This is a genomic window from Lonepinella sp. MS14436, from assembly GCF_042470565.1.
GTDB lineage: Bacteria > Pseudomonadota > Gammaproteobacteria > Enterobacterales > Pasteurellaceae > Lonepinella.
This window is the reverse complement of the sequence record NZ_CP170385.1, coordinates 1,070,167-1,090,593: the sequence shown is the minus strand read 5'-3', so window position 1 is coordinate 1,090,593 and position 20,427 is coordinate 1,070,167. Positions and strand designations below refer to the sequence as shown.

Below are 20,427 nucleotides of genomic sequence, written 5' to 3'. Positions count from 1 at the left end.
TGTTTTTTATAATACAAATGCTTCTACACTATGATTAGGGATTCTTTTTTCTTCTGGCGGTAATTGCATATAATCACCAAAAACACAAGTTAGCCATTCATCATAACCTTTGGGTGATTGATATTTTTTACCTTCAAAAGAAACTTCTATAAACTCATCAAAAACGTTCGGGCTAGTTAGCTCTTTTAAACCATAGCCCCAAGTAATATTTCCTTTAAAGCGAGCTGGTTTACTATTTTCTTCCCGAATAATCTGATCCATTTTCTCAAAAATAGAGCGATAACTCACAAAACTCAGCCCCCATTTTAATAACGCTCTTATAGGAAGTGACTTATCTCTTTTTTTCCAATATGCCAACAAACTAACCGCTTTAAAATTCCGCAGTCTTATCAGTAGAGAAATTTTATTCACCACTTTTCTTTCATCGGCTGATGAAATGCTATCAACAGGGAAAACATCAATGTTAATACCATATTTCTCTTCTTTATTGAGTAATTCTTCACGTATTAAAGTATCTTTCAAGCAGACTTTCACAAAAGGAAAAATAGAATCCTTATTCACCCGATTAGAATAAAGATAATATTGTCCTTTTTCCTTAGAATATAGCTCAATAAACCGCTCATAATCCTCACGCAACATGGCAATATCAATATCATCATCCCAAGGAATATAGCCTTGATGACGGACAGCACCTAATAATGTTCCACCCATTAGAAAATATTGGATACTATGTTTTTTACAAAAAGCAGCAACTTCATCTAAAATCTGAATCTGGTATTTTCTTAATTCTTCAATAGTGATTTTTTTCACTGTTTAGTTCCTTTTTACATCTATAACTTGCCCTGTAATCTTTGATAGCAAGGTTTTAATCGTATATAAAGCCACTTCATCAGCCGTTAATAAGGTATCCTCTGGCTCCTGTCCAAAACTTTTTACTCGCATTGGTGTTTTAGTTCGTTCAGGATTAATGCAATTTACTCTAATGCCATATTCATTCCACTCTTCACTCAATGCTTGCACCAAGTTCACAATCGCTGCTTTACAAGAAGAATAAATGCTATACATCATTCGTCCACGTGTATAAGAGCTTGATGTAAATTGCAACAACATTCCTTTACTTTGCTTTAAGTAGTCCATTGCTTCTTTTGAAACAATTATTGCCCCCATATAATTTACATGAATACTACGAGCAATATCATCATAACTCATACTATCTAAAGGTTGCTGATCTAAAATAGCGGCTGTATTGATGACGTAGTCTATTTTGCCATTGTGTAAAAAAGCAATTTCAAGAGCTTGTTTTACGCTTTCAGCATCAGTAATATCCACACCCTCTCGGCGACTTACTGCATAAACTTTTGCCCCTAGCTCTTTTGCCATAACAACAATTGCTTCACCAATGCCTTCTGTTCCACCAAAAATGACCATGACTTTATTGTTTAAACAATTTGTCGCTAATGATTCTTTTTTAAATGATGAAGATTTTAATTGGAATAACTTATCCAATAAGAAAATATCTTCTTTATAAGTTAGTTTTAAGTTAAATTGCTCACCTTTTACCACATAAATTTTTTCATCTGGCAAGTACTTTTTAACCACACCGCAATCATCAGTAGTAATAAAATTTGGATCTTTTAGTGCTATTTCATAGGCTTTTTTAATTACCCCGAGTGAAAAGGCTTGTGGGGTTTGTCCATTTTGTAACTTATTACGATTAGGAATACTTTCTATAAATTTATTTTCAACTTGAATGACTGTATCCGTTGTTGGAATGGCTACATCAACCGCACCATAAGTATTTAAGGCAGAAATGCAATCATTGATAATTCTATCTGTAACTAAGGGGCGTACTGAATCGTGAAAAATTAAATTCACATTTTCATCATCACTATATGCGTTAATGGCACTTAAACTTGAATGATAACGCTCTTCACCACCACACAATATTTTTTTAACCTTTTTTAGTTGATTTTCAATAACCAATTCTTCTATTTCACGGATAAAATTGGCGTGTGAAACAATTGCAATCTCATCAATATTGGGATTTTTTTCAAATACTTCCAAAGTATGTTCAATAACGCTTTTACCCGCCACTTTTAGAAATTGTTTTGGGATTGCAGTCCCTAATCGCTGACCTGTCCCGCCAGCTAAAATAACCGCTACATTTTTCATCATAGACCCTCATTTTTAGTAAAATAAAATAACCCACTACATCTTGACACTAAAATCACGCTTTCTGTAGCAATAATCATTAATAATACATTTTTTGCTGTAATCGCATTGTTTAAATACAATACAAATAAGCCCATTAGGTGAATTACAGCACCAAACATCACCGTATAATTGGCAAAATGAACTTTCTTAACTGCAGAAAATCCTGGATAGCCGATAATCACGGAAAAAAATGAAATACATAATAAAATCAAAAATAGTTGGAAAATTCCACCTGCCTGCCTAAAACTTTCACCAAAAACTAATGCCATAATATCATCAGCAAATATTCCAACTACATAACAGCCCACAATCACAGGGATAATTAAAGCTAAAACCACTTTTAGCAAAAATTTTAAATTTCCTGTGCGAGTCAAATGTGGAAATAATACTTGCGAAACAATTCCAGCAACACCTGTTCCTGCTCCATATAATTTTTCGGCTGAACCATATAACCCTGCTACACTACTGCCTTGAAAATAGCCCAATATCAAGACATTGGCTGCGGTATAAACCGAAACTGCCACTCTTGAGAAAAAAAATGAGAAACTATATTTTAACTCTTGCCACATACCTTTTATATTAGGCATGCCTATACTGTAATTTTCTTTATGAATACAAAATAAATAAATCACACTAATCAATAATTGACTAATAAAAAAGCAAAACAAGGCAAGGTTGATACTTTTATAAAATAAGAAAAATACAAACAATATTGCGACATAACCCACTTTGGCAATCATATTTGCAATGGTAATGTACTTCATTTTCTCAATACCTTGAAAAAACCATACACAATGAAGAGATTGAGCAAAAATAATGGCAACAATCAATACAATACTTATAATATTCAAGGATGATGTTGGTGTGAGTAAATTAAACACGATATAAAATACAGCAATCACATTTGCTAACACAGCAAAAGTGAGTTTTAGCGTAAAAACATTGGCGATATATTGTTTAATATAGTTTTTATCTTCTTTATGTTGAACAACGTTATGCGTTGCAGATAAATTAAAACCAAAATCTGTTAGAATATAAGCCAAAGTACAAATAGAAAATAGCACCATTAAACTACCAAACTGCTCTAAGCCTAAGCCTTTGGCAAGCAAAGGCCAAGCTAGTAATGGTACAAGATAGTTGGCAACTTGTACTAAAACTAGTGCAATAAAGTTTTTAAACATAGAGTGCTGTAGTAAATGCTTCATACAAAACTGATATCTAAACTACAAATGAATATTCGCCTAGATCAGATACTTTTGGTAGTATCACTTCGGCTTTTGATGTCCATTGTTCTTTTGCAGTAAACATATATATTCCTGCAATTACGGTGAAAGCACGCGTGGATACTACAATCCACAACATCTTCTTCCACAAGACGTTAGATAACTCGATCGAGTCAATCTGATGATTACCCTTAGTTAAATCATTCATAAATTTTCATCCCAAACTTCATATTTTCCAGCGTTATCGCTTAAAAATACTACAAATCCTAGTGTAATGGCTTTATTGTACCAAAATAACTACATTCAACTAATTACCAAAATACCACCCTTAATAAAAAATGGCTAGCACTATAGCCAAGAATCTTAAATGGTCTATCCAGTTGTATTTAATGACATCTAATAAGATCCTTCGCTTTTCAATGCCACATTCACAGATCTTCTACAAATAATCTTTAATTTATTTTGCATTATCGCTCAATCTCTAAAATGGTTACGTTTTTCAATCACCAAGCATTTTTTGCCACGCTTTGTGGCTTCATAAGCGAAAATTGAACCAAATAAGCCTGCTCCAACAATTAAATAATTATACCTATTCATTTATTCCCTCAAATCTCCAACGGGCAATCATTCGAGTAAACATATATTCTAAACTTATACTCGAATTACGACCCAATTTTCTAATCTTATTACCATCTATTTACCACCTCTCTTAAAACCATAAAGCTGTTCATCCTCTTCTAAAGAAAATATTGCCTTAGCAAGATAAAAATCTTCTTGAGTAGTAATTTTGATATTTTCAGATCCACATTCTACAATTGATACTTCTATTTCAGGAAAATAGTTCCTCACAATTGAACAAGAGTCAACGAATGAAAAATTATTTTCAACTTCAGCAAGTCTATGAGATTCTTTTAATAATTTAACATTAAATGTCTGTGGAGATCTTGCCATATAAGAAGTCTCTCGCGGAAGTACACCTATAATTTTTTCATTCTGTACTGACACCAAAGTTTCTTTGGCTTTAACACAGGTTATAGCAATTTGATTCTCACTGGCAACTTTTATATTCTCTTTAATTAAAGATTCGCTAATAAATGGTCTTACACCATCGTGTACCAGTACTATACCATCATCAATTTCTAATAATCCATTTCTTATTGATTCTTGTCCCGTGTCCCCTCCTGACACTATCTTTTTTACCTTTTTAATATGGTAATAATCTAATAACTCTTGTAAGTAGCTTTCCCATCTTTTCAGAATAACAACAATAACAGAATCAATATCATCAATTTTTTCAAAGACTTCTAGCGTATGGATAATAACTGGCTTCCCATAAATCTTCAAAAATTGCTTTGGCAGCACTTTTGAATTCATTCGAGAACCTGTACCTCCAGCAAAAATAAGAGCACAGTTCATTAATTTCTCCTAAACATTATTTAAAATAAAACTCAATTAATTAACTAAAACACAACAAAACCCTACCTAAAAATGAATAAAATAATAAAGAATAAAAATGAAACATACAAAATTCTGTTGTTGGAATAGATAGCTGCTAGGATAGAAAAATAGATAGAAAAATATCTAGGAATTAAATAAATATTCAAGAGGGAATTTACAATCGTACCTAACATCACCTAATAACATAAATCTTGTTCCTTTTTAGCGGAATTAACATTTGGATCCCAATCAAATGTGTAGCAATCAACTAATTTATCAGCCTTAAACACCTAAAGTGCGATGTGTTTTGGAGCTTTTTTCGTGTTTCAAACTGAGCGTAATACACACGCACAGACACATCAAACAAATAGCCTAGCTCAGTAGTAGCGAGTTTCACCGCTTCAATTTTAAACTCAGGGCTAAATGTTCTTTTTCTTCTTTTGCTCATAATTTCCCCTCATTAAGTGTTGTTATTTTACCACTTATCGAGGACTGTTGGACTAGTGTACCACTACAATTTTCAGTTATCCAGAAAATATTCGTAAGGCGATTTATATGACAAGAACTATTTTGTACTAGAATTTAGTCATCTCTTAAATGATTACCTTTAAGTGAAATTGGCATTTACACAAAAATGTGGGGCAGGCTCATTGGTGAACAGCTTATGAGATTTATTTTGATAGGGCGTTACACTTAGTTTGACGATTCAAGTTTACAAATATGCAATGCCCACCTAACTCTACAACATTCTGTATCTTTGAGCCACATAAACACAATACAACATTTCTACACAGGCAGAAATTGCCATTGCGATTGGAATAACCAAAATATGTTTATACAATAACAAACCTAACGCCATACTTATCCATAGGGATAAAAAAGCATAAAGTTGATTTTTCGTTACAAAAAAGGACTTTTTTTGAGCCAAAAACACAAAGTTAATATAACAACTCACAACCAACCAAGTTGCTACAGTTATACTCAAAATTACACTCGGAATATAGGCTTCAGGTAATTGACCATTTCCTAAAACATAAACAATTTTATCACCGAACAAGAGCATTAAAACAATTACAAATAAGCCCATAGGAAATTCGATCTTAATTAATTTTTTTATTTTATCAGCAGATAATTCATTAATCAGTTTTGGAAAAAGAGCAGTGTTTAATTGTATAAATATCGTTCTTGGAACAATGACTATTTTCTGAGCTAAGTCATAAATCGCCACTTCTCTCATACTAAAAAATGCTCCTAATATCCAAACAACCCCCTGATCTTTAATTGTTGCAATAATATTGGTTAAAAAAAATGGCGTACTTTCTTTGAGTAAAGGCTGTACTGCACTTGGCGATTGAAATTGTAGTTTTATTTTTTCAACCTTAATTAAAGCAAAAAAAGCAACCAATGCAGATAACAACACCTCTAAACTCATTATCCACGCAAACGCATTGAGATCATTTTTTTCTTTCACTAGAAAATAAATAAATGGAAGACATAGTATTTTTAGCAAACACTGAAATATTACCATTACTTTCATTCGCTGTATGGCTTGATAATACCACACTGGCAAAAATAGCGATGATAAAACTTGTAAATAGACAATCCATAAAATATCTTGATGTTGCTCAATCGTCCCCGACAAAAATAAGCTCACAATATAAAAAACAATCGTGGAAAAAATTAACAAATAAATCTTAGCAAAAAAAACTTTAGAAAATATAAGTTGTTTTTTCTGAATATCATTTCTATTTTCGGAAACTTCTTTTAATGCAGGCAAATCAAAGCCAAACGCAATAAAAACAGTGAAAACCGTTACAATAGAAAATGCAAAAACATACACTCCATACTGTTCAACTCCTATTTTTGAAATGACATAAGGATAGATTAATAGCAAGAAAAAGGATTTAAAGAAATACAAAACAGTCATAAAAATATAATTTTCGATAACCTTTTTATATTCACTTAAAAGTGATTTTATTTTTGCAATATTCATGATTACACTGTTCTAGGATTTTAAATTTACTTAGTTAAATTCTAGGAATAACCCTACATAGTCTAAGCCGTAATTCGTGCTATGCCACATATCTCTGCTAATGCTTTCAACCGACTATCAGATTTTGCTACATAAGGGTTGCTAGTATCCCAAGCATAACCTGCCAAAATCGAAGAAATCATGGCTCGAATTTCTGGGTTGGCATTTTTGGCATACACCACATCTTGGAAAGATCCGTCATACCAGCCATTAACATAAGTACGAAACGCATTGACCCCCACCATTAATGGTTCGGTAAATTCTTTTTGCCAGTTAATTTGTTCACCTGCTAATTGTCGCACAATTAATGGTGCTGCCAAACGTGCGGAATGAAGCGCAATGGTTACTCCTGATGAAAAGACGGGATCAAGAAATTCTGCAGCATTGCCTAATAAAGCAAAATTTTTACCGTGCAGGCTTTTCACATTTGCCGAATAACCTTTGATATTGAGATAAGGAAAATCGGTTTCCCATTTGGCATTAACCAACAAACGTTTTAACACGGGCGAATCCAACGCAAATTGCTTCAATACAGATTCACTTTCTCCCGTTAATTTTTCTGGCAATCCCACCACACCAATGGAACAGCGATTATCCGCAAAGGGAATTAACCAAAGCCAGATATCCCGATGTTCAGGGTGAGTAGTGATTAAAATTTTATTACGATCATAAGTCGGATCGGAAATATTGTCTTCAATATGGGTAAAATGTGCAATTCGCATTGGCAAGTTAGAGGGAATATCTAAATTAAATAAACGTGGTAACACACGCCCATAACCACTTGCATCTAACACGAAACGAGCTTCTACTTGATAATGTTCAGATTGATCGGTATTCACCGTTAAAATCACGCTATCATTGTGATTATCCACTGCTTCAACCGAATGCCCATAACGCACTACAGCACCTTTTTTCATCACTTCATCAGCTAAAATTTTATCAAAAATCGCCCGTCTTACTTGTAAGGTTGTGCCAGGTCCTGAGGTGAATTTTTGGTTAAAGTCAAAATAAGCATAACGCTCGCCCCAGCTAAAGGCTGCACCATTTTTAAATTGAAACGTTGGTTCTGCTCGCACCGCATCAGCCAGTCCTGCCTGTTCGAGAATATCCATGGCATAGGATAATAAACTCTCACCGATCACAAAACGTGGAAAATGCTGTTTTTCCAATAGCAACACGCTTAATCCTTGTTGTCTTAACAATGCAGCAGATACTGTACCTGATGGACCTGCACCAATAATCACGACATCAAATTTTTCCATAATATTTATTCCCTATCTTAAAAATCTAAACGTTAATAATAAACTGCATAATAAACCAATACTGACGCTCAATCCGAATGATGCTACCGCTGGTGTACTGCTTAAACAAAGTAATATAAATGAAATCAGCGTTGTGGTTGCCGCTAACGTCACCGCAATACGTTTATGTAAAATACTTTCTTGCACCGTTTGCATATACGCTGTGTAATCAATACTAATAGTTGACACCAACAACAAACCAAACATTGTAAATAGCGTAATAGGCAAATTTAGACAAGCAAAAATAGCAATCGTGAAAATCACCGATGTAATCGGAATAACTAACATTTTAGCACTACGCTTAACGCCAAAAAAGCGTATTAATAGCAAACTTGCTAAAACAAATGAAAGTAATTTAAGCCATGCGGCTTGATTGCGAGTTTGTTGAAAAGATTGATTTAAATGAGTACGTTTATCTTGCCAAAAAATATGTTGGTTATCGGCTAACAGAGCAATTTGATCAGAGTTTTTTAATCCTGAAAGTTTAATAATTGAGGCGACATGCTTTTCAGTAAAACGCCCTAAATAAAGACTTCGCCAACCTTCGCCTAATTGCATAGAAAGTGCTTGTTCAAGAGAAATCGGTTTAAAAGCATGAATTTCTTGCTGAATTAAATCAAAAGGCACACCAAATTGATCTAAAAGTGCGGTATTTTTTGCTGAAATTTTTTCAGTGAGTCGAGAAATAAAATCTTGTTGCTCGGAAAATGGCATTATCCATTGGCTTATAGATTGAAATTTTTCAATATTACCTTGTATTTTTTGTTGTGCTAACTGTTCTGATAATTGCTTATCTAATGCCAATAATTGCTCGGTATTTTCTGCTTGCAATAAAAAGTATTGGCTATTCAATTCAATGCCTGTAATTTCACTGATTTTTTGTGCTTGTTGAATCAAATCCATGGGTAATGCCACCCATTGACGAATATCATCTCGCCATTGACTGCGGTATAAACCGATAACCGTCAACACAATTAATAGCATCGCCAACCCTTTTTCCATGGAAAAATAGTATTCTTTTAACCGCACTATGGATAAATAACGGGATAAAAAACGGAAGAAAGAAAATGACGAAATAAGCGAAGTAGGTTGGTAATATTTAAAGAATAAGGGTAAATAACACTGTGTACAAAGCATCGCACAGATTAATGCTACGCTAGAAAATAGTGAAGTTTGTTTTAAGATAGGTAAATGAGTAAATCCCAACAATCCATAGCCAAGCAAAGTAATCAATAAGGTTAGCCCGAATGTTAAGGTTAATCCTTGCATCTGTTTTTGTGGTTGCCAAGGAAAAACAAAAAGTGATGAAGCAAACCAATGCAAGGGAAAATCAATCAATACCCCAACTAAACTTGTGCCAATGACTAAAGTTAAAATATGAATTTGCCCGAAAAATTGCACGGTCGCCACAATACCACAGAGCATACCGACAATAATCGGCAAAAATAAACTGAATATTCGCCACGTTCTAAATACACTGAATAACAATAGCAAGGTTAAACCCATGCCTAAACTTGCCATTAAAGTACTTTCCGTGCTAGCTTGCTGTTTAGCCTGAGCAGAAAAAATGGCAGCCCCTGTCATATAAAATTGTCCCTTTTGTTGCAAAACCTGTTGTTGACTTTGTTGCAACAAGGGTAACAAATTCTGATCTGGCGAAATAAAATTTTGTGGTGATAATTCAGCTCTAATCACGACCCAAGTGAAATCGCCTTGCGTACGATATAACATTCCAGTTTGCATATCCCATTGTAATTGACTTAACTGTTGTGACTGAGCTAATACAAATCGCCCCAATCCTAGCCAATCTTGCGATAAAGGAAGTAAGTTAGTTTGATGAAAAGGATTAACGATCTGTTCCGTATATTGCTGAAAATATTGTTCGGGCGTATTGAGTAACTGATCCCTGATATTCGATGGCAATACCGCTAATTTTAATTGCTGTATTTCCTGTTTAAGTTGATTTAAATCAGGTTGAATTTTATGAATAACCTTTTGGAAAATAGTGCTAGTTTGCCAAGTTTGGCTAATCTGTTCAGCTAACCTAAAGGCATTTTCTCCGGAATGATGACCGATTACCGCAATAATTTGCTGATTGAATTGACTTTCTTGCTGGCTATCCGCCCATTGCTGAATAGGTTGCCATTGGCTTTCTTGTGGTAATAGGCTATGTAAATCTGTGTCTAACCATTTTTCAGATTGCCATTGTTGCATAAATAACCAAAGCATACCGACTAAAATCGCTAAAAAAAGCCAGCGAAACCACTTTATTAATTTGGTTTGATAAAGAACATAAAGTGCGGTGCCTTTTTTAAGCATTTTTATATCTCTAATAGCTTATTGCAATGATTGTTGTGCAAAATTTGATAAAGGTTGATTTTGTAATAGTTGGTTAAACTGAATTTCCGTACGATCACCTTGTTTTTCATCTAAACGGATATGTTGCACATTGTCATTCCCCGTAATCACGATTTGCGTAAAAATCTGCTGCATTAACAAGCTACTCGGTTTAAGTGTTAACGTCCAATTCTCGGCTTGCCCCGTTAAAGCCATATCAAATTGTGATTGCAAAGCAGATAAATTGCCTGAAAGCAAACCTAGAAATAAACCGATCTGTTCCGATTGCCCTAATTTATTTTGAGTAACCCATTCACCATTTAAATATTGGCTAATGCCTTGTGGTGTAATACGTAATTGACTGCTGAACGGCTGTTGCATTTGCCATAACAAGCCACGGTTTTTAACCAAGCAAAATTCACCTGTGGCAATAATGGGTTTAGGTAACGCATTTAAAAAACGTTGTTGCTCAAATTGACCTTGTACATTATCAGGCTTTTGCAATAACGCCACTAAGTCAGCTTGTGAAAACGCTAAAGCCAAAGGTGAAAATAGGCTAAACAAGAAAAGTAAAAGCGTCTTTTTCATTTTTATTCCTTTTTATTTCTTATTCCTTGGGACAAAACCCGCTATATTGCTCAATGGCAGCACGCCACGATGATGGCGTTTGAAATTGCATTTCTTTGCTTGCAATCTCAACCGCCACTTGTGTTGTACTGGCAGTAGTGAGCTTTTGCCCTGTTTGAGCATCAAAAAAGGTATAATCAATGCGTAAACAGGTTTCATATTCCACCACGCCCAACTCCACTCGAATTTTTTGACGAAAAAAAGTCGGTTTAATGTATTTCACATTAAGCTGAACAACTGGCCAAGCATAGCCTTGCTCTCGCATAATATGATAATGGTAGTGAATATCTTCTAAAAAGGCACAACGTGCTAATTCTAAATATTTCACATAATGACCATGCCACATAATATCCATTGAATCCACATCAAAAAAAGCGATGTCGTATTCAGAGCTATGTTTAGCATAATAATGAGATTTGCGTTTCATTTAGCCTGCTTACGTTTTTAATTACTTAACAATATCACCTTTAAGTGCCACACCTGAAATTAAATGACCTGCATGGCATTCAAATTCTGTCGCACTGGAATAAACGTTTTTCTTGTAGTAGCTGACTAAATTAGTCACTTTAGTTGCTCCCATAGAAACTGCTCTGTCTTGGAATTGTTTCACTGCTGATAAGAATGCCCATTGACAAGCCTCTACGTCCGTTTTATTGGCTGCATTAGTTTTTTTGTTAGTAACTAAATCTTTGGCTAATACCGTACCTTTGGCTGATTTAGCAAAATAAAGTTTAACATTTGAATTGAGTGTTTTCTTTGCTGCTGCAGAATTTAATGCCTCATTGATAGAAAGATGATGTGTTGTATCACGTACGGAACAAGCTGCAAGCACCAACGCTGCAATGGTAATTGAGATTAATTTAAATTTCATAATAACTCCTTGTTATGATTGATAAGAATTCGTTTTTTTCGCCCAAAAATCGTAAAAATTAAACCACATTAACGGATTTTGAACGCATTGTTGTGCAAGTAAATCTGCATAATCTTGCATAGATGTTGCAATTCTTTGTTGGCGAAGTTTACCTGCCCCCGTTAAATTGCAATGAAATTTGCGTAAAATTAAATGATATTGACCGCACTTTTTTACACAAAAAACAGTATTTATGGGGGTTTTTAATAGACTTGCTAGCAGCCAAGCTCCCTGAGGAAATTCTGCTTCTTTACCTAAAAAATTCACTGGCAAAGTTTTATATCCTTTGACAGGAATACGATCCCCAGCCAATGCAATCCATTCGCCACGATCAATACATTGTTGTAATTCCAACATTTTAGCCGCGTCAAGATTTTCCACTTGAATTAAACATAAATCATCTGCTCCCGCTTGTATTAAAGCTCGATTAAATTCTTCTGCATGGTGACTATGTACTAATATATTTAACTTAAAATGACGGTGATGACCTTGATTTACCAATGCACGACAAATTTCTACATTACCGAAATGAGAGCAAATAAGCAACTGCCCTCGCTGATTTTTTTGTTCCATTTCAGCATAAAGATTATCAGGATCATCTATAATCAAATCGGTATAACGAATTTTTCTCTGCCAAACAGAAAAACAATCCGTAATCGATTCGCCAAATGCTAAAAATTGCCGAAATACTGCCCATTTTGGTAACTTAACGTATGGGAAAGTGCGGTGTAAATATTGTTGATATTGGCAAATATATCCTCGCATTTTTTTGCTTGTTGCCCAGAAATACACCACCACCCAAAAAGTAATCAAACGAATTAACCAAAGTGGGCAATATTTTACAATTACTCTTGTTAAAGTTAAGAAAAAACGGTTCCCTCGTTCTTGTTGTTTCGCCCAATGTGATGCTTTCACTGTCATGACATTTTTCCTGTGAACAATCGAGCCAACATAGTAAAAAATAAACGAGCGTGCATTTTGCTAATCCGTATATTATCCGCCCAGCCTTGAAAATGAGAAATGCCACCTAGTTCATATTTTACTGGTGTTTCAACCCAGTAAAAGGGAATTTTTCGCCAATGGCTATACACTAAAATTTCGCTATCAAATTCCATTCGATCACCTAATTTGGTACTTTGTAAAATCGGTATAATTTGAGCCAAAGGATACACTCGAAAACCACACATACCGTCTTTAATATCCAAAGAAAGGGTATTCACTGCCAACCAAAAGTTAGTAATTTTACGACCATATAAACGAGATTTTGGGGCATCATCACCATAAACAGGTAATCCACAAATAAGTGCGGTAGAATTTTGTTGAGATTTTTCAATGAGTTTTATCACATCAGTTAAATCGTGCTGACCGTCTGCATCTACTTGCAAGGCATGGCTAAAGCCTTGGTCAAAAGCAAGCTGTAATCCAGTTTTTAGTGCTGCTCCCTTACCTTTATTTTCAGGGTGATAAACAATTTCTACATTTTGTTGCACAAGATGAGAAATGGTGATTTTGTGTTGCTCACTTGAGCCATCATCAACCACCATAATAGGCAAATCATAACTCTTTAATTTCTCAATAACTTTGGGTAAAGTATCAGAATGGTTATAATGGGGAATAATCACCACAGGCTTAAAACTCATCTACAGGCTCCATACAGATTTTTTCAAAATCAATGCGTTTAATTTTAGATTGACTATTGCGTGGCAGTCTATCGCTGAATCGCCAAAAACGTGGTAAAGCTAATTTTTCTTGTGATTGGGCTAAATACTGTTTTAATTGATTAATCAATAATTTTCGATCCGCTAAAAGTTGCTGTTTTCCCATCGCACTTAATGCAATCCACGCCACTGGACGTTGGTACTCTGGGTGTAAACCTAGATAACAATCTTCCACCCATAGATGTTTGAGTAGATCTTGTTCGATTTTCACTAAAGAAATGCGTTTATCACCTAATTTAACAATTCTATCCGCTCGTCCAAGCAGATTAAATTTGCCTTGTTCAATTTCCACTATATCTTTAGTCTGTTCCCTAGCATCAATCCACGGCGATTGCACCCAAAGCTCACCTTGTTCATTTTGCCCAATTTCTACCCCTAAAAAAGGCTTCCAAAAGGAGTGTCCACAACGTAATGCAATTCCCCCTGTTTCACTACTACCATAAATTTCAGTAACAGGAAATCCCACTTTATTTTGTACAGATTGAGCAGTATTTTCAGGTAATGCCCCACCAGAAGAAAAAATCCCAACAAATTGCGATTTAATCGGATCTAAAATGGCTAAATTCATATTATTAAGCAAGGTTGGACTAGTTACCCATACGACTTTTTCATATTGATGTGTTTCTGCCACCAAGGTTTCTGGGTAAAGATGCTGTTTTGTACCCAATTGCCAACCCATAATTAACGGAAAAAATACCCGAAAGGTTAAACCATAAAGATGTTGTACACTTACAGATCCCAATACTGTAACTTGAGATCCTCTTTCAAACGGTAACATTTGGGATAACGCATAAACCTCTTTATACAGTTGACTGGCTGTACGTGGAATAATTTGAGCATTGCCTGTACTACCAGAAGTTTTTAATAAAATCGGCGTAATATTATCGGCATCTAAATAAGGAACAGAATCTACCCTATTCTCTCTGATTTGTTCACTAATAAACTGACCAAGATTGGTTTCCGTAATAAACAAATCTGCGTTAGCTTCAACCCAATGTTGATTTTCTGCCAATAAATTAGGTGGTAATAAAACAGTTATATTTGTCTTTAAACAAGCCAATAAAACACAGGTAAATTGGTAAGTATCTTCAATCCATAAACCAACGGATTGAATATTTTGAGCTTTCAATTTTTGTTCAATATGCTGACATTGTTGTCGCATTTGCGAAGAAATAAAAAACATATTGCCTTACTCTTTTTCCTTTTGTAAAAACTGACGGACCAACCATTCACCGATCATAACCACTGCCATTAAAATATACGATATTACACCACTATAAATCGCCCATAGATCGAAGCGTTGATAGGTAATAAAGGCGGTACATAAACCAATATTTAAACTAAATACTGCACACCACAGTATCGTAACTTTTCTGGTATAACTAATAGCCTTAGTAGGTAAATCAGGTGTTTTTAAACGTGCCAAACGTTCCACCACAGTTTGCTTTTGCCATAAACTGCTAGCAAAAATTATCAGTAAAAAAACATTAATTAGCACAGGATACCAATAAAGTGTATCCAAACGGCGAAAAGCGGTGATACCAACAAATAGCAACATCATCAACAACGAAAAATATCGCATTGGCTGACGTTCATAAATCGCTCTTGCTCCCCATAACAACGCAAAAAGTGCGGGGAAAAAAAACAAAATATTTATCTGACCATGTTTATGTTGCCATAACCAAAGTAATGGATAGCTTATACTCACTAAAGTAAGTAATAAATTAATCAGTCTTTTCATTGAAAAATTAACAAACCGCTACCACAAATTTCGCCCATTGTTTTTAACTGAAACGCAAGGCGATTTTTTTCTTCAGACCATTCTAGTTGCAGTGTAAATTGATCTTCAGGGCGCAAAAATTTCTGAAACTTCAGTTTATCAATACGTACTAATTTTTTCATTTTCAACGCTGACCAAAGCTGATAACTTTTATCCATTACCCATTGTACTTCCACTACACCTGGTACTAGCGGAAAATGACTAAAATGCCCGTCAAAATAACGTAAATTATGAGGTACTTTGCCAATCAGCAGATAGCCATCTTCTAGTGTTTTTTGCTCAAGCCAAAGGGGATTGAGTGGCTTATTTAAATTAGACATTAACCGAGCTACTTAATTTTTTTACTGCATCAATCACATCTTGCACAGTACGTACATTACGGAAATCTTCCGCCTGTAATTTATAGCCAGTTTGGCGTTTAATATAATCAATCAAATCAATAGCATCAATGCTATCAATTTCTAAATCTTGATATAAATGGGTTTCTGGCTTAATTTGTTCTTCATCAATTTCAAACAAAGATACCAATGCCTTGGTTAAAATATCTTTAATTTCTTGTTCTGTCATGCTTTACCCCTGTTTTGAGCGAATAAAAGCAGCGAGTGTAGCAACGCTTTTAAAATGTTCTCTTAACTGCTGTTGCTCACTTTCTAATTGTAAGCCAAATTTTTTCTGAATGGCTAAACCCAGCTCTAAAGCATCAACTGAGTCTAAACCTAAACCATCATCACTAAATAATGGCAGGTCATCATCAATATCTTCCTCTGCTACTTCTTCTAGTGCAAGGCTATCAATAATTAATTGTTTAATCTGTTGTTCTAGTTCCATTTTCAGTCCTTGTTTGAGTATTAAAATAATCTTCTAAATAGGCATTTAAACGCCGTGAAGCAATCGGTAACGGCTTTTCTGCCAACCATTTTTGCGGATCAATATCTTCGCCTACCATCAATTTATAACCAATCTTGGTCGGGGGAATTTTATACCAAGGTTGTCCTTTTTTAAAATTCATTGGTGACATTGTTATGCAAACAGGCGTAATAATTTTCGCACTCCGCAAACCAATAGACACTGCTCCACGATGTAATTTCACTACACCATCCCAACCTGTGCGAGTACCTTCGGGGAATAACAACAATGCTTGTTGTTGGAGTATCTCATGACATTGCTCCAATAATTCTTCCGATTCGGTATTCGGTAAAAAACCGCATGCTTTGATCGGGCTAGTCATAGCTGGGTTGGCTAATAAGTCCTTTTTGACAATACAATTTAACTCAGGTTTTTGGCTAAAAATTAACACCACATCAAGCAATGACGGATGATTAGCCAAAATCAGTTGCCCTTGTTGCCCCAAGCGTTCAAAACCTTGATATTCAACGGACAATATGCCCGTTCTAACCAAATAGCCCACGAATACACGCCAAGTGGTGCTGACAATTTTACGTCCTTTTAATTGCGTTTCAAGGGAATTATGCGGATAATTCCTGACATATTTGTATAATATTAATTTAAACAAAACGCCTACTACGCCAAACAGAATAAAACCAAGAGCCGTGGCAATAAAACGGCGTAACCAATCTAATTTTTTTGCCATAGCCATTGCCCATTACCACTCGCTGATGTTTGCCAACTACGATGACCTAAGAAATGTTGTTGTACCCAAGTTAAACTGCTGTCTAATCTATTTTCTTGCATTTTTTGCACCGCACTTTGTGCTTGTCGTATTAAGCTAAACTGTTTTCCCTGTTCAACCACAAGTGCCAACGCATAACCAAATGGCGGACGAATGACAGGTTTAACCGTATATTCATCATGTAATGGCGTTTCAACCACCACGACTAGCACTTTTTCTGCCCCATCATTGAGCATTAAATAGGCTTCTAATAAGGCGGTTTCTAAATTATCTTGTTGTGCTGCAATGGCTGTACATTCTTGTTTAACTTGACGCATTTCCGACCATTGCCCGATTAAAGCATTATGTACTGAAAGACTAAACGATGTAGGCGAAATATCCCCCTCAGTTAAAAGGGATTGCCAAAGAGCAAAACTGCGGTTCATTTCACTATTTTGTGAAGCGTAAACCACAGGCAAATGTGGATCATTTTGAGTGAGTTCCCAACTGGCAGAAAAGAAAAGTCGTGCCGATTCACTGAGGCGACGACGTTTTAACGGAGGCAAAAAATCTAGTTTAGGAGAGGAGATAGACCACTGTTTAGCTTCTTGTAAAAAAGCCATTTCGTCCAATTGCCAAGCGTGAGAGGGTACATCCCGATCAGCGACAAAGTGCCAATCAACCACACTGAAAGAAAAATGACAAATCCTTTCTGACATACCTTTCTCTCACCCCAAAGATAATGATTAATTAATAATTCTTGAATAATTCATTAATGATACGATCTGTCTGACCTTGTACACCGCTGACTTTGACAAATTCTTTCTCATTGCCACGCTGTTTATAGGAGACTTCACCTAAAGCGGTACGACTACCATTATTCACTTCAGATAAACGCACTTTCGCTCTTAAAATAAGATTATTTTCTTCTCTGAGGCTATACGCTAGCACATATTTACAATTTGCAGATGGGTTAACGCTCACTTCCGCAGTAAACCCTTTTTTCTGTAGGCTATTTGCTAAATATTGTCCAATATTTGCAATCGCTGGCTTGTTCAAATCTTTTACACAAATATGTTTAATATCTGCTTGTTTAGCCACTGGCTCACTATTGGTAACAGAAGATGAACAGCTTGCTAATGCCAATGTACTTGCCATGATGACATATAATGTTTTTTTCATTTCAATTCTCCTTAATTTACTTTTACAGATAATTTAGCATAGATTTTATTTCTTTGCTATGCTTGCCAACGCTTAAAAATCAATGACGTATTCACACCGCCAAAGGCAAAATTATTATTCATCACATAATCCGTTTGAATATATTTTCCGTCACCTTGAATGTAATCTAATTTACCACAGCGTTCATCAATATTATCCAGATTAATAGTCGGTGCAAACCAACCATCACGCATCATTTCAATAGAAAACCAAGATTCTAACGCACCACAAGCTCCAAGTGTATGCCCTAGATAACTTTTTTGTGAACTCAGTGGAATATGCCCGAATACAGCTTCGGTTGCTAAGGTTTCTGCAATATCACCTTGCTCTGTAGCAGTACCATGCCCGCTCACGTAACCAATTTGCTGAGGTGATAATTGAGCATCTTTTAACGCCAGTTCCATACAGCGTTGCATGGTTTCCTTTTGCGGACGAGTAACATGGCTACCGTCACTATTTGCCCCATAACCGACTACTTCGGCAATAATATTCGCCCCACGAGCGATAGCATGTTCTAATTCTTCTAACACAAAAATACCCGCACCCTCACCGATCACTAGACCATCTCGATCCTTATCATAAGGGCGTGGCGTTAATTTAGGATTATCGCAATTCCGACTCGCCGCATAAAGGCTATCAAATACATAGACTTCGGATGGGCAAAATTCTTCGCCACCACCCGCTAACATCATTGGAATTAGCCCATATTTAATTGATTCATAAGCATAACCAATAGCTTGGCTACCCGAAGAACAAGCACTTGAAGTAGGAATAATCCGTCCCGTTAAACCAAAAAAGATTCCGATATTAGCGGCAGTAGTATGCGGCATCATACGAACATAAGTATTGGCATTAAAACCATCGGATTTTCCTGTCATAAGCAATTCGGCGGCATCTTTTATATCGTTAGTTGAGCCTGTTGATGAGCCACAAGCAACACCCATTCGTCCATCTTTTAACCATGGTAGAATGACACCATGATCATCAAGCAAATTTGCATTGGCTAAAGCTCGCTCGCTGGCATCTACCACAAATTGTGATACACGTCCAAGACTACGTAATTGTTTTCTATTCCAATGTTTAGGTGGCTGATAATGCTGAATTTCAGCCCCAAGTCGTGCTTCTAATTCAGGATAACGTTCTACCCAATCTTGCTTGGTTACCACTGCATTCTGCTTACGCTGAAAAGCCGATTTAATACTTTGCCAATCGTTACCTAATGCGGTTAAACCACCAATCCCTGTAACTACTACTCGTTTCATTTATTATTCCTTTCGCTGCTCATCATCTAACAAAGCCCACCATTCACCGCTATCACTTGACGTGTAATATAACTGGCTTGCTCGTTCATTAAAAATTGTACGGTATGAGCAATTTCATCAGGATTGCCCATGCGTCCCATAGGAATGGCTTTTAAGATCTCATCAACTGGCAAATTTTCATCTAACATATCCGTATCAATCAAGCCAGGGGCAACACAATTTACGGTAATTTTACGTTTGGCTAATTCTACCGCAAGGGCTTTTGCTGCTCCAATAATGCCTGCCTTGGAAGCACTATAATTGACTTGCCCACGATTACCAATTAAACCTGAAACAGAGGTAATGCAAACAATTCTTCCGTCTTTACGACGGCGGATCATTGGCATGATGATCGGGTGCAGTACATTATAAAAGCCATCTAAATTGGTTCGTAAGACCTGATCCCAATCTTTATCAGTAAAGGCAGGAAAAGCATTATCTCGGGTTAACCCTGCATTTAATACTACGCCATAATAGGCACCAAATTGTTCCACATCTGCGGTTAATTTTTCCTTGGTTTCAAGGCGATTGGCGACATCAAACTGCAATATTCGGGCATTTTGTCCAAGCTCACGAATACGTTCTGCCACCGCTTCTGCTTCATCAATTCGGCTACGGCAATGCACGATAATATCATAGCCTTGTTCTGCTAAATTCAATGCAATGGCTTTACCAATGCCACGGCTCGATCCTGTAATTAATACACTTTTTGTCATA

Annotated in this window: 22 protein-coding genes and 2 pseudogenes; all 24 read right to left on the bottom strand. The window is 35.8% G+C overall.

Annotated features, from left to right (window positions below; translation table 11 throughout):
- Positions 1 to 6: 6 nt before the first annotated feature.
- The 24 genes and pseudogenes from O1Q81_RS05250 to fabG all read right to left on the bottom strand — a co-directional run bounded on the left by O1Q81_RS05250 (position 7) and on the right by fabG (position 20,426).
- Complete coding sequence (locus tag O1Q81_RS05250) at positions 7 to 810, bottom strand: phosphorylcholine transferase LicD (RefSeq protein WP_386698585.1); 804 nt, start codon at positions 808 to 810, stop codon at positions 7 to 9.
- Between the two features lie 3 nt (positions 811 to 813).
- Entirely contained in the window at positions 814 to 2,175 is a 1,362-nt protein-coding gene (locus O1Q81_RS05245) for a D-ribitol-5-phosphate cytidylyltransferase (RefSeq protein WP_386690124.1), read from the bottom strand.
- On the bottom strand, positions 2,172 to 3,395 hold the full coding sequence (locus O1Q81_RS05240; RefSeq protein ID WP_386690122.1) for an oligosaccharide flippase family protein: 1,224 nt from the start codon (positions 3,393 to 3,395) through the stop codon (positions 2,172 to 2,174). The genes O1Q81_RS05245 and O1Q81_RS05240 overlap by 4 nt, the downstream gene beginning before the upstream one ends.
- A gap of 130 nt (positions 3,396 to 3,525) precedes the next feature.
- Positions 3,526 to 3,576, bottom strand: a pseudogene (locus O1Q81_RS05235) (hypothetical protein); the annotation flags it as partial.
- Positions 3,577 to 3,923: 347 nt separating this feature from the next.
- Positions 3,924 to 4,034: pseudogene (locus O1Q81_RS05230) on the bottom strand (NAD(P)-binding protein); the annotation flags it as partial.
- Between the two features lie 96 nt (positions 4,035 to 4,130).
- Complete coding sequence (locus tag O1Q81_RS05225) at positions 4,131 to 4,853, bottom strand: 2-C-methyl-D-erythritol 4-phosphate cytidylyltransferase (protein WP_386690119.1); 723 nt, start codon at positions 4,851 to 4,853, stop codon at positions 4,131 to 4,133.
- Positions 4,854 to 5,613: 760 nt separating this feature from the next.
- Positions 5,614 to 6,867, bottom strand: coding sequence for an oligosaccharide flippase family protein (locus tag O1Q81_RS05220; protein ID WP_386693561.1), 1,254 nt, complete (start codon positions 6,865 to 6,867; stop codon positions 5,614 to 5,616).
- Positions 6,868 to 6,929: 62 nt separating this feature from the next.
- Entirely contained in the window at positions 6,930 to 8,168 is a 1,239-nt protein-coding gene (locus tag O1Q81_RS05215; RefSeq protein ID WP_386698583.1) for an NAD(P)/FAD-dependent oxidoreductase, read from the bottom strand.
- 12 nt (positions 8,169 to 8,180) lie between these two features.
- Positions 8,181 to 10,526 carry an MMPL family transporter gene (locus O1Q81_RS05210; RefSeq protein ID WP_386698581.1) on the bottom strand — a complete coding sequence of 782 codons (2,346 nt, stop codon included), beginning with the start codon at positions 10,524 to 10,526 and terminating at the stop codon, positions 8,181 to 8,183.
- A gap of 18 nt (positions 10,527 to 10,544) precedes the next feature.
- Entirely contained in the window at positions 10,545 to 11,132 is a 588-nt protein-coding gene (locus O1Q81_RS05205) for an outer membrane lipoprotein carrier protein LolA (RefSeq protein WP_386698579.1), read from the bottom strand.
- 19 nt (positions 11,133 to 11,151) lie between these two features.
- Positions 11,152 to 11,598, bottom strand: a complete 447-nt coding sequence (locus tag O1Q81_RS05200) for an acyl-CoA thioesterase (RefSeq protein WP_386693552.1) — start codon at positions 11,596 to 11,598, stop codon at positions 11,152 to 11,154.
- Positions 11,599 to 11,619: 21 nt separating this feature from the next.
- Positions 11,620 to 12,042: an excinuclease ABC subunit A gene (locus O1Q81_RS05195; protein ID WP_386698578.1), complete on the bottom strand. Its 423-nt coding sequence runs from the start codon at positions 12,040 to 12,042 to the stop codon at positions 11,620 to 11,622.
- A 12-nt stretch (positions 12,043 to 12,054) separates the two neighbouring features.
- Complete coding sequence (locus tag O1Q81_RS05190) at positions 12,055 to 13,002, bottom strand: glycosyl transferase family 2 (RefSeq protein ID WP_386698576.1); 948 nt, start codon at positions 13,000 to 13,002, stop codon at positions 12,055 to 12,057.
- The gene (locus tag O1Q81_RS05185) at positions 12,999 to 13,721 is read right to left on the bottom strand and encodes a glycosyltransferase family 2 protein (RefSeq protein ID WP_386698574.1); all 723 of its coding nucleotides are present in this window, start codon (positions 13,719 to 13,721) and stop codon (positions 12,999 to 13,001) included. Before O1Q81_RS05185 ends, O1Q81_RS05190 begins: the two co-directional genes overlap by 4 nt.
- Entirely contained in the window at positions 13,711 to 14,982 is a 1,272-nt protein-coding gene (locus O1Q81_RS05180) for an AMP-binding protein (RefSeq protein ID WP_386698572.1), read from the bottom strand. The genes O1Q81_RS05185 and O1Q81_RS05180 overlap by 11 nt, the downstream gene beginning before the upstream one ends.
- Before the next feature lie 6 nt (positions 14,983 to 14,988).
- Entirely contained in the window at positions 14,989 to 15,540 is a 552-nt protein-coding gene (locus tag O1Q81_RS05175) for a hypothetical protein (RefSeq protein WP_386693544.1), read from the bottom strand.
- Positions 15,537 to 15,899 carry a hydroxymyristoyl-ACP dehydratase gene (locus tag O1Q81_RS05170; protein WP_386693542.1) on the bottom strand — a complete coding sequence of 121 codons (363 nt, stop codon included), beginning with the start codon at positions 15,897 to 15,899 and terminating at the stop codon, positions 15,537 to 15,539. The genes O1Q81_RS05175 and O1Q81_RS05170 overlap by 4 nt, the downstream gene beginning before the upstream one ends.
- On the bottom strand, positions 15,892 to 16,146 hold the full coding sequence (locus O1Q81_RS05165; RefSeq protein ID WP_386693540.1) for an acyl carrier protein: 255 nt from the start codon (positions 16,144 to 16,146) through the stop codon (positions 15,892 to 15,894). The genes O1Q81_RS05170 and O1Q81_RS05165 overlap by 8 nt, the downstream gene beginning before the upstream one ends.
- Positions 16,147 to 16,149: 3 nt before the next feature.
- Positions 16,150 to 16,407: a phosphopantetheine-binding protein gene (locus O1Q81_RS05160; protein ID WP_386693538.1), complete on the bottom strand. Its 258-nt coding sequence runs from the start codon at positions 16,405 to 16,407 to the stop codon at positions 16,150 to 16,152.
- The gene (locus O1Q81_RS05155; RefSeq protein ID WP_386698570.1) at positions 16,385 to 17,170 is read right to left on the bottom strand and encodes a lysophospholipid acyltransferase family protein; all 786 of its coding nucleotides are present in this window, start codon (positions 17,168 to 17,170) and stop codon (positions 16,385 to 16,387) included. Before O1Q81_RS05155 ends, O1Q81_RS05160 begins: the two co-directional genes overlap by 23 nt.
- The gene (locus tag O1Q81_RS05150) at positions 17,155 to 17,907 is read right to left on the bottom strand and encodes a beta-ketoacyl synthase chain length factor (RefSeq protein ID WP_386698569.1); all 753 of its coding nucleotides are present in this window, start codon (positions 17,905 to 17,907) and stop codon (positions 17,155 to 17,157) included. Before O1Q81_RS05150 ends, O1Q81_RS05155 begins: the two co-directional genes overlap by 16 nt.
- 31 nt (positions 17,908 to 17,938) lie before the next feature.
- Positions 17,939 to 18,370 (bottom strand): hypothetical protein, encoded by a 432-nt coding sequence (locus O1Q81_RS05145; RefSeq protein ID WP_386698567.1) that lies wholly within the window; start codon positions 18,368 to 18,370, stop codon positions 17,939 to 17,941.
- 56 nt (positions 18,371 to 18,426) lie between these two features.
- Positions 18,427 to 19,671, bottom strand: a complete 1,245-nt coding sequence (locus O1Q81_RS05140) for a beta-ketoacyl-ACP synthase (RefSeq protein ID WP_386698565.1) — start codon at positions 19,669 to 19,671, stop codon at positions 18,427 to 18,429.
- Positions 19,672 to 19,697: 26 nt separating this feature from the next.
- Positions 19,698 to 20,426, bottom strand: a complete 729-nt coding sequence (gene fabG, locus O1Q81_RS05135; protein WP_386698563.1) for a 3-oxoacyl-ACP reductase FabG — start codon at positions 20,424 to 20,426, stop codon at positions 19,698 to 19,700.
- Position 20,427 lies beyond the last annotated feature (1 nt).

Excerpts from the sequence above, each read along its gene's own strand:
- O1Q81_RS05185 (WP_386698574.1), bottom strand. The coding sequence starts at position 13,721 with ATGAGTTTTAAGCCTGTGGTGATTATTCCCCATTATAACCATTCTGAT.
- fabG (WP_386698563.1), bottom strand. The coding sequence starts at position 20,426 with ATGACAAAAAGTGTATTAATTACAGGATCGAGCCGTGGCATTGGTAAA.
- O1Q81_RS05215 (WP_386698583.1), bottom strand. The coding sequence starts at position 8,168 with ATGGAAAAATTTGATGTCGTGATTATTGGTGCAGGTCCATCAGGTACA.
- O1Q81_RS05145 (WP_386698567.1), bottom strand. The coding sequence starts at position 18,370 with ATGAAAAAAACATTATATGTCATCATGGCAAGTACATTGGCATTAGCA.
- O1Q81_RS05180 (WP_386698572.1), bottom strand. The coding sequence starts at position 14,982 with ATGTTTTTTATTTCTTCGCAAATGCGACAACAATGTCAGCATATTGAA.
- O1Q81_RS05220 (WP_386693561.1), bottom strand. The coding sequence starts at position 6,867 with ATGAATATTGCAAAAATAAAATCACTTTTAAGTGAATATAAAAAGGTT.
- O1Q81_RS05140 (WP_386698565.1), bottom strand. The coding sequence starts at position 19,671 with ATGAAACGAGTAGTAGTTACAGGGATTGGTGGTTTAACCGCATTAGGT.
- O1Q81_RS05165 (WP_386693540.1), bottom strand. The coding sequence starts at position 16,146 with ATGACAGAACAAGAAATTAAAGATATTTTAACCAAGGCATTGGTATCT.
- O1Q81_RS05240 (WP_386690122.1), bottom strand. The coding sequence starts at position 3,395 with ATGTTTAAAAACTTTATTGCACTAGTTTTAGTACAAGTTGCCAACTAT.
- O1Q81_RS05225 (WP_386690119.1), bottom strand. The coding sequence starts at position 4,853 with ATGAACTGTGCTCTTATTTTTGCTGGAGGTACAGGTTCTCGAATGAAT.
- O1Q81_RS05245 (WP_386690124.1), bottom strand. The coding sequence starts at position 2,175 with ATGATGAAAAATGTAGCGGTTATTTTAGCTGGCGGGACAGGTCAGCGA.
- O1Q81_RS05195 (WP_386698578.1), bottom strand. The coding sequence starts at position 12,042 with ATGAAATTTAAATTAATCTCAATTACCATTGCAGCGTTGGTGCTTGCA.
- O1Q81_RS05170 (WP_386693542.1), bottom strand. The coding sequence starts at position 15,899 with ATGTCTAATTTAAATAAGCCACTCAATCCCCTTTGGCTTGAGCAAAAA.
- O1Q81_RS05200 (WP_386693552.1), bottom strand. The coding sequence starts at position 11,598 with ATGAAACGCAAATCTCATTATTATGCTAAACATAGCTCTGAATACGAC.
- O1Q81_RS05210 (WP_386698581.1), bottom strand. The coding sequence starts at position 10,526 with ATGCTTAAAAAAGGCACCGCACTTTATGTTCTTTATCAAACCAAATTA.
- O1Q81_RS05160 (WP_386693538.1), bottom strand. The coding sequence starts at position 16,407 with ATGGAACTAGAACAACAGATTAAACAATTAATTATTGATAGCCTTGCA.
- O1Q81_RS05155 (WP_386698570.1), bottom strand. The coding sequence starts at position 17,170 with ATGGCAAAAAAATTAGATTGGTTACGCCGTTTTATTGCCACGGCTCTT.
- O1Q81_RS05205 (WP_386698579.1), bottom strand. The coding sequence starts at position 11,132 with ATGAAAAAGACGCTTTTACTTTTCTTGTTTAGCCTATTTTCACCTTTG.
- O1Q81_RS05175 (WP_386693544.1), bottom strand. The coding sequence starts at position 15,540 with ATGAAAAGACTGATTAATTTATTACTTACTTTAGTGAGTATAAGCTAT.
- O1Q81_RS05190 (WP_386698576.1), bottom strand. The coding sequence starts at position 13,002 with ATGACAGTGAAAGCATCACATTGGGCGAAACAACAAGAACGAGGGAAC.
- O1Q81_RS05150 (WP_386698569.1), bottom strand. The coding sequence starts at position 17,907 with ATGTCAGAAAGGATTTGTCATTTTTCTTTCAGTGTGGTTGATTGGCAC.